We start from the raw sequence: 4832 nt of genomic DNA, 5'->3' as shown, positions 1-4832 counted from the left end.
TGAGGATCTGATCGACGATGGCGAGGAAATCGAGCGATCTACTCGCAGAGACCCGATTACCGTGCCACGGGTCATCAACCTGCAGTATTACGACACGGAAGGCGGTCTGACTGCCGACAAGCAGACTTCAGACAGGAGCCTGGATAGCCGAAGTGTTTCGGAGAATACGACAGAAACCACGGTGATCATGCGCGCCAATGACGCCGCTAAGGTTGCTGTTATCAGCCACAAGGTTGCGATTGAGGAGCAGCGTGGAGAGAAAAAATTCTCGCTTCCAGACAGCTGGCTCGAGCTGACTACGGCAGATGTAATCTTGCTTGACGGTGAGCGTCTGCGGATCACGGAATGCGAGATAGACGACGGCCAGCAGAACTACAAGGCCGTTTATGATCGGGCAAGCGCCTACGAGACTGAGATTCAAGGCATACCGATCTCTGAGCCGAGCGAGCCGCCTGGCTTGGTGATCAGCGAAAGCCGGATGGAGTTCATAGACTCACACATCCTGAGAAGTTCAGACGATACCCTTGGTTACTACGTGGCTGTCTCCAGCGTTGGACTGAACTGGACAGGAGCTGTTGTCGAGATCAGTAAGGACGGCGGCGCTAACTGGATCGATAGCGATAGCACGACCAGCAACGCAGTCATGGGCTCGCTGACAGCTCCTTTGCCGGCGCACACCCACTGGTATCGCGACGACGTGAATACGCTCACCGTTCAGCTCCTGCGCGACGATATGGAGCTGATCCCGGCCACGATGACTGAGATGCTGAACCGAGCGAACCTGGCGCTGATCGGTGATGAGCTGATCAACTTCTCTGGCGCCAACCAGATCAGCGAGACTGAGTGGGAGCTTACCGGGCTGCTGCGTGGCAGGAAGGGCTCCGCTGCGGTGTCGCACTCATCGGGCGAGCGCTTCGTTCTGATGGATCAGCTTTCCCTGGCATTCGTCGAAGCCGAGCTGTTCGAGCTGAACCGCGAACTGACATTCCGCGTCACATCATTCGGCCTGACAGATGGTCCGACCACCACCGTTACCTTCCTGGGGCGTTCGCAGCAGGAGCGTCAGCCAGCATACCTAAAGGCAGTGCGCAGCGGGTCGAACCTCAATGTTTCCTGGCAGGGCGTAGGACGCTTGGGCGGTGGCGCAAGTGTCGCCATGGGCGCCTACTTCACCGGGTTCAGGATCACGCTTGGCGCGTCGACGTGGACCACGACTGACCGCTTTATCACCATTCCCTATGCGGCTGGAACGCTCAGCGTTCAGCAGATCAACTCAATCACCGGCCTTGGGCCGGCCGCCACGGTGACCGTATGAGCAGCGCAAACAACAACATCACGTTCGTCCCCGAGAACACCATTGACCCTGCTGCAGGCCTGAACGAGTCGATCAGCATCATCGACGCGCTGCTACAGATCGCCGTGGTATCTGTTGGAGACAACACTCCTCCAGTCAGCCCAGCATCCGGGGCCCGCTATATCGTAGGCACAGCTCCGACAGGCGCATGGGCTGGCCAGGCAAACAAACTGGCCCGTTGGCTGGATAGCACGTGGACGTTCTTCGACGCCAGGTACGCCGTCAACCTGGCGAACGTGCATTTTTACGTTCGCGGCGGTGCCGGATGGGTTGACGTTACTGCTGCGGGCGGCGGCATGACAAACCCCATGACCACGCTGGGCGACCTGATTCTAGGTGGGGCCAGCGGCGCGCCGACGCGACTGGCCATAGGGGCCGCAACTTACGTTCTAACCAGCAATGGCACCACTGCGGTCTGGCAGGCGCCTACGTCTGGCGGGATGACCAACCCGATGACGACAGAGGGCGACATTATCGTCGGTGGTGCGTCTGGCGCGCCGGCAAGATTGGCGATAGGCGCTGAGGGCCAGGTAGCGGTTGTTCGCAGCGGCGTTCTCGTATATGAGGATCAGGCGGGCGGAACCGTGCCGTTTGCACCGGTTCTTACCGAGTCGACAACCTCAAGGACGCTTTCTGTGAGCGACGCGGGCGACTACGTGCGGTTCACCAACGCAGGAGCCTCGACTTGCACAGTGGCGCAACAGTCTTCCGAAGCATGGGCCGCAAACACCGAGGTCCATATTCGCGTCGCGCCAGGTGGTGGAAACCTTACCTTGACGCCTGGTTCCGGAGTGACTCTGAACACTCCGAGCGGCGGAACACTTGTTATGTCCGCTGGCATGAGCGTCACCCTCAAGCGAGTAGCTGAGGATGAATGGGATGTTATCGGGCAAACGGTGGCCGCATGATTCCGGGCATTGTTGCGGGGCAAATGCTGCCAGCAGGCGGAGGTGGTGGAGACCCACTATGGGCTAGCGTCACAAGTCTGCTTCATTTCGATGGCACCGATGGGTCAACTTCTTTCCCCGATAGCGCTGGCCGCACATGGAGCAGAACTGGCGCTGTTGAGATCGACACCGCTTTCAGCAAGTTTGGCGGCGCGTCAGGTTTGTTTGGCGGTGGCAGGCTTGATTGCTCGGATGCGGAAATAAGCATCGGGACTGGTGACTTCACCCTTGAGTGTTTTCTCAGGGGAACCCAATTCGGCACCGCATCGGGCGGAACCCTGCTGGATAACCGCGCAGGCACCGTTACGACAAACCTTGTGGTGTTTCAGCCGAACTCGTCAAGCAGCCTGGTCTTTTTCGCGAATGGCGCGACCCGGGTAACTACATCAGCCATGGCGAATAACGTGTTCTACCATTTCGCCATTTGTAAGGCGTCCGGCGTTACGCGCGTCTTCCTCAACGGCGTACAGCAGGGTTCGAACTACACGGACTCAAACAATTACACATTCTCAATTCTTCGCCTTGGGCAGAACCTGGCTGGAAGCTCGCCGCTCATTGGCCATATCGATGAGTTCCGGTTGACCAAAGCGGCACGCTATACCGCGAACTTCACGCCCCCCACTGCTGCGTTCCCCGACAGCTAATCAAATGCCCGCAGCAGCGGGCTTTTTTGTGCCTGGAGAAATCATGCGTACATCACAGCAAGGGCTTGACCTGATCAAGTCTTTCGAGGGCCTGCGCCTGTCTGCCTACAAGTGTCCGGCAGACGTGTGGACTATCGGCTACGGCACGACTGCCGGCGTACAGCCTGGGCAGGTGATCACGCCGGAGCGCGCCGAAGAACTGCTGCGCGATGACGTGACCAAGGTAGAGGCTCAGGTTTTGCGCGTCATCAAGGTGCCGCTCACACAGAGCCAGTTCGACGCCTTGGTGTCGTTCACCTACAACCTCGGCGCAGGGAACCTGGCCAACTCTACCTTGGCGCGCCTGCTCAATGCTGGCGACTACCTGGGCGCTGCCGCCCAGTTTGATCGCTGGAACAAGGCGGGCGGCAAGGTGCTGAAGGGGCTCGTCGCTCGCCGTGCTGCCGAGCGCGCTATGTTTGAGGCTGCGTCATGATCACCTGGCTAAAGCTGCTCCCGTCCTGGGCCTGGGCCGGCGCTGCAGGTCTGGTGCTGGCCTTGGTGGTAGGCGGCGTGCAGCAGGTACGCGTCTACAGCCTGCAGTCCCAGCTTGAGACCGAGCGGTCCTCGTTGCTGGAGGCCACCGAGAAGCTTGGCGCCTGCCGCGCAACCCGTACCACGCTACTTGGCCAGGTGATCGAGCAGAACAGCGCGATCGCTGTTCTTCGATCGGCTGAGCAGGAGCGATCGGCCAAGGCCAAGGAAGAACAGCAGAAGGCAGAGGCGGCCGCCACCAATGTCGATCGACAAGCGCAGGAGGTCTTGCAGGAGCAGACGCCGATCGGGGCTGATGCGTGCGCTGATGCCTCGGCGGCATTCGACAACGAACTGAAGCGGGAGCGCGGGCTATGAGGGTTGTTGCGATCGCACTATGCGCTGTCCTTGCCGGGTGTGCCGGCCAGGTTGCCGATCAGCCAGAGCCGCAAGTCGTGCGCGTAGAGGTACCGGTGCAGGTACCGTGCCGAACCGATCGCGTGCAGAAGCCGGCATTCGCCGTGGACGCACTGCCGATCGGCGCGTCGATCGACAAGCAGATGCGCGCGCTACGGGCTGAAAGGAAGCAGCGCCAAGCCTATGAACTCAGGCTTGAGGCTGCTATTGAGGCGTGTCAGTAGGGGGGGGGAGAGCAGTCGCCCAGGACGGGCGAGGCGGGCTACATCGCTTTGCCGATCTCTGCGGCGGCGCGGGTTATTGCAAGACATGTTGCTGAAAGACGCTGATCTTCTTGGTCGAACTCTTCAACAGCGCAAAACCGCTCGCCCTGAGCGCGAACAGAAACCCATAACACTTGATCGGCAGGGTGGTTGTGGTCGATCTCCATGCGAAACTTGGCAGCCATTCCGAGAGACTGCCTGCAGTTGTCTTGCGGGCACCATTGATCCCGCCCGACTTCCACGTCGTCATAGTAGAAGGCATCGCTTCCTTGGCGATAGTCAAGGCCTTCTATCCCATAGGCCTTCGCCGCCATCTCCAGCAGTTCTCTGTCGTTCATATCTCTCTCCAATGTTTCCCCAAAACCATGGCTACATGCCTGATTCTGTGGTTACGTCAGACGACGCTTTGTGTGTGGCCGAAATTGGTCTAATGCGTTGATATTTAAGGAGAATCTGCGTATTGCTGCCGTGTCCCAGGCCTTGATGCCATACAGGACGTAACTCATTGATCTTCCTCTGATGAGTGGCGTGCCGGAAGCTCCGGGAAATACGGCGGGCCATTATGCCACGTCATGTCGCGGCTGGGCGGTGGCTGTCGCTGCGAAGTGTTACGGCGCTAGAATCGCAGCCTCCCGCCCGTTCCCGCCGGTTTCGCGCCATGCAATTGCTCTACACCATCCTGACCATGTTGCTG

At 59.5% G+C, this 4832-nt stretch carries 7 protein-coding genes; 6 read left to right on the top strand and 1 reads right to left on the bottom strand.

Annotated elements, in window-relative coordinates:
- The 6 genes from J0A65_RS21435 to J0A65_RS21410 form a co-directional block, all read left to right on the top strand.
- Positions 1–1315: GTA baseplate fiber-binding domain-containing protein (locus J0A65_RS21435; RefSeq protein WP_206596367.1), on the top strand; the 1315-nt coding region annotated here is incomplete at its 5' end.
- A complete protein-coding gene (locus J0A65_RS21430) occupies positions 1312–2262 on the top strand; it encodes a DUF2793 domain-containing protein (protein WP_206596366.1) in 951 nt (316 codons plus the stop codon). The genes J0A65_RS21435 and J0A65_RS21430, both read left to right, overlap by 4 nt.
- Entirely contained in the window at positions 2259–2945 is a 687-nt protein-coding gene (locus J0A65_RS21425; RefSeq protein WP_206596365.1) for a LamG-like jellyroll fold domain-containing protein, read from the top strand. Before J0A65_RS21430 ends, J0A65_RS21425 begins: the two co-directional genes overlap by 4 nt.
- Positions 2946–2988: 43 nt before the next feature.
- Positions 2989–3420: a lysozyme gene (locus tag J0A65_RS21420; RefSeq protein WP_206596364.1), complete on the top strand. Its 432-nt coding sequence runs from the start codon at positions 2989–2991 to the stop codon at positions 3418–3420.
- Positions 3417–3836 (top strand): hypothetical protein, encoded by a 420-nt coding sequence (locus J0A65_RS21415; protein WP_206596363.1) that lies wholly within the window; start codon positions 3417–3419, stop codon positions 3834–3836. The genes J0A65_RS21420 and J0A65_RS21415 overlap by 4 nt, the downstream gene beginning before the upstream one ends.
- On the top strand, positions 3833–4099 hold the full coding sequence (locus tag J0A65_RS21410; RefSeq protein ID WP_206596362.1) for a hypothetical protein: 267 nt from the start codon (positions 3833–3835) through the stop codon (positions 4097–4099). Before J0A65_RS21415 ends, J0A65_RS21410 begins: the two co-directional genes overlap by 4 nt.
- A gap of 38 nt (positions 4100–4137) precedes the next feature.
- Here the strand turns inward: J0A65_RS21410 and J0A65_RS21405 are convergent, their stop codons facing one another.
- Positions 4138–4476 (bottom strand): hypothetical protein, encoded by a 339-nt coding sequence (locus tag J0A65_RS21405; protein WP_206596361.1) that lies wholly within the window; start codon positions 4474–4476, stop codon positions 4138–4140.
- Between the last annotated feature and the right edge of the window lie 356 nt (positions 4477–4832).

Origin of the sequence: Bowmanella yangjiangensis (genome assembly GCF_017255015.1) — a bacterium.
GTDB lineage: Bacteria > Pseudomonadota > Gammaproteobacteria > Enterobacterales > Alteromonadaceae > Bowmanella > Bowmanella yangjiangensis.
The sequence above is the reverse complement of the archived record's forward strand: the minus strand, read 5'-3'. Positions and strand labels throughout refer to the sequence as shown.

Coding starts and splice junctions, on each gene's coding strand:
- J0A65_RS21405 (WP_206596361.1), bottom strand. CDS start 4,476: ATGAACGACAGAGAACTGCTGGAGATGGCGGCGAAGGCCTATGGGATA.
- J0A65_RS21430 (WP_206596366.1), top strand. CDS start 1,312: ATGAGCAGCGCAAACAACAACATCACGTTCGTCCCCGAGAACACCATT.
- J0A65_RS21425 (WP_206596365.1), top strand. CDS start 2,259: ATGATTCCGGGCATTGTTGCGGGGCAAATGCTGCCAGCAGGCGGAGGT.
- J0A65_RS21410 (WP_206596362.1), top strand. CDS start 3,833: ATGAGGGTTGTTGCGATCGCACTATGCGCTGTCCTTGCCGGGTGTGCC.
- J0A65_RS21415 (WP_206596363.1), top strand. CDS start 3,417: ATGATCACCTGGCTAAAGCTGCTCCCGTCCTGGGCCTGGGCCGGCGCT.
- J0A65_RS21420 (WP_206596364.1), top strand. CDS start 2,989: ATGCGTACATCACAGCAAGGGCTTGACCTGATCAAGTCTTTCGAGGGC.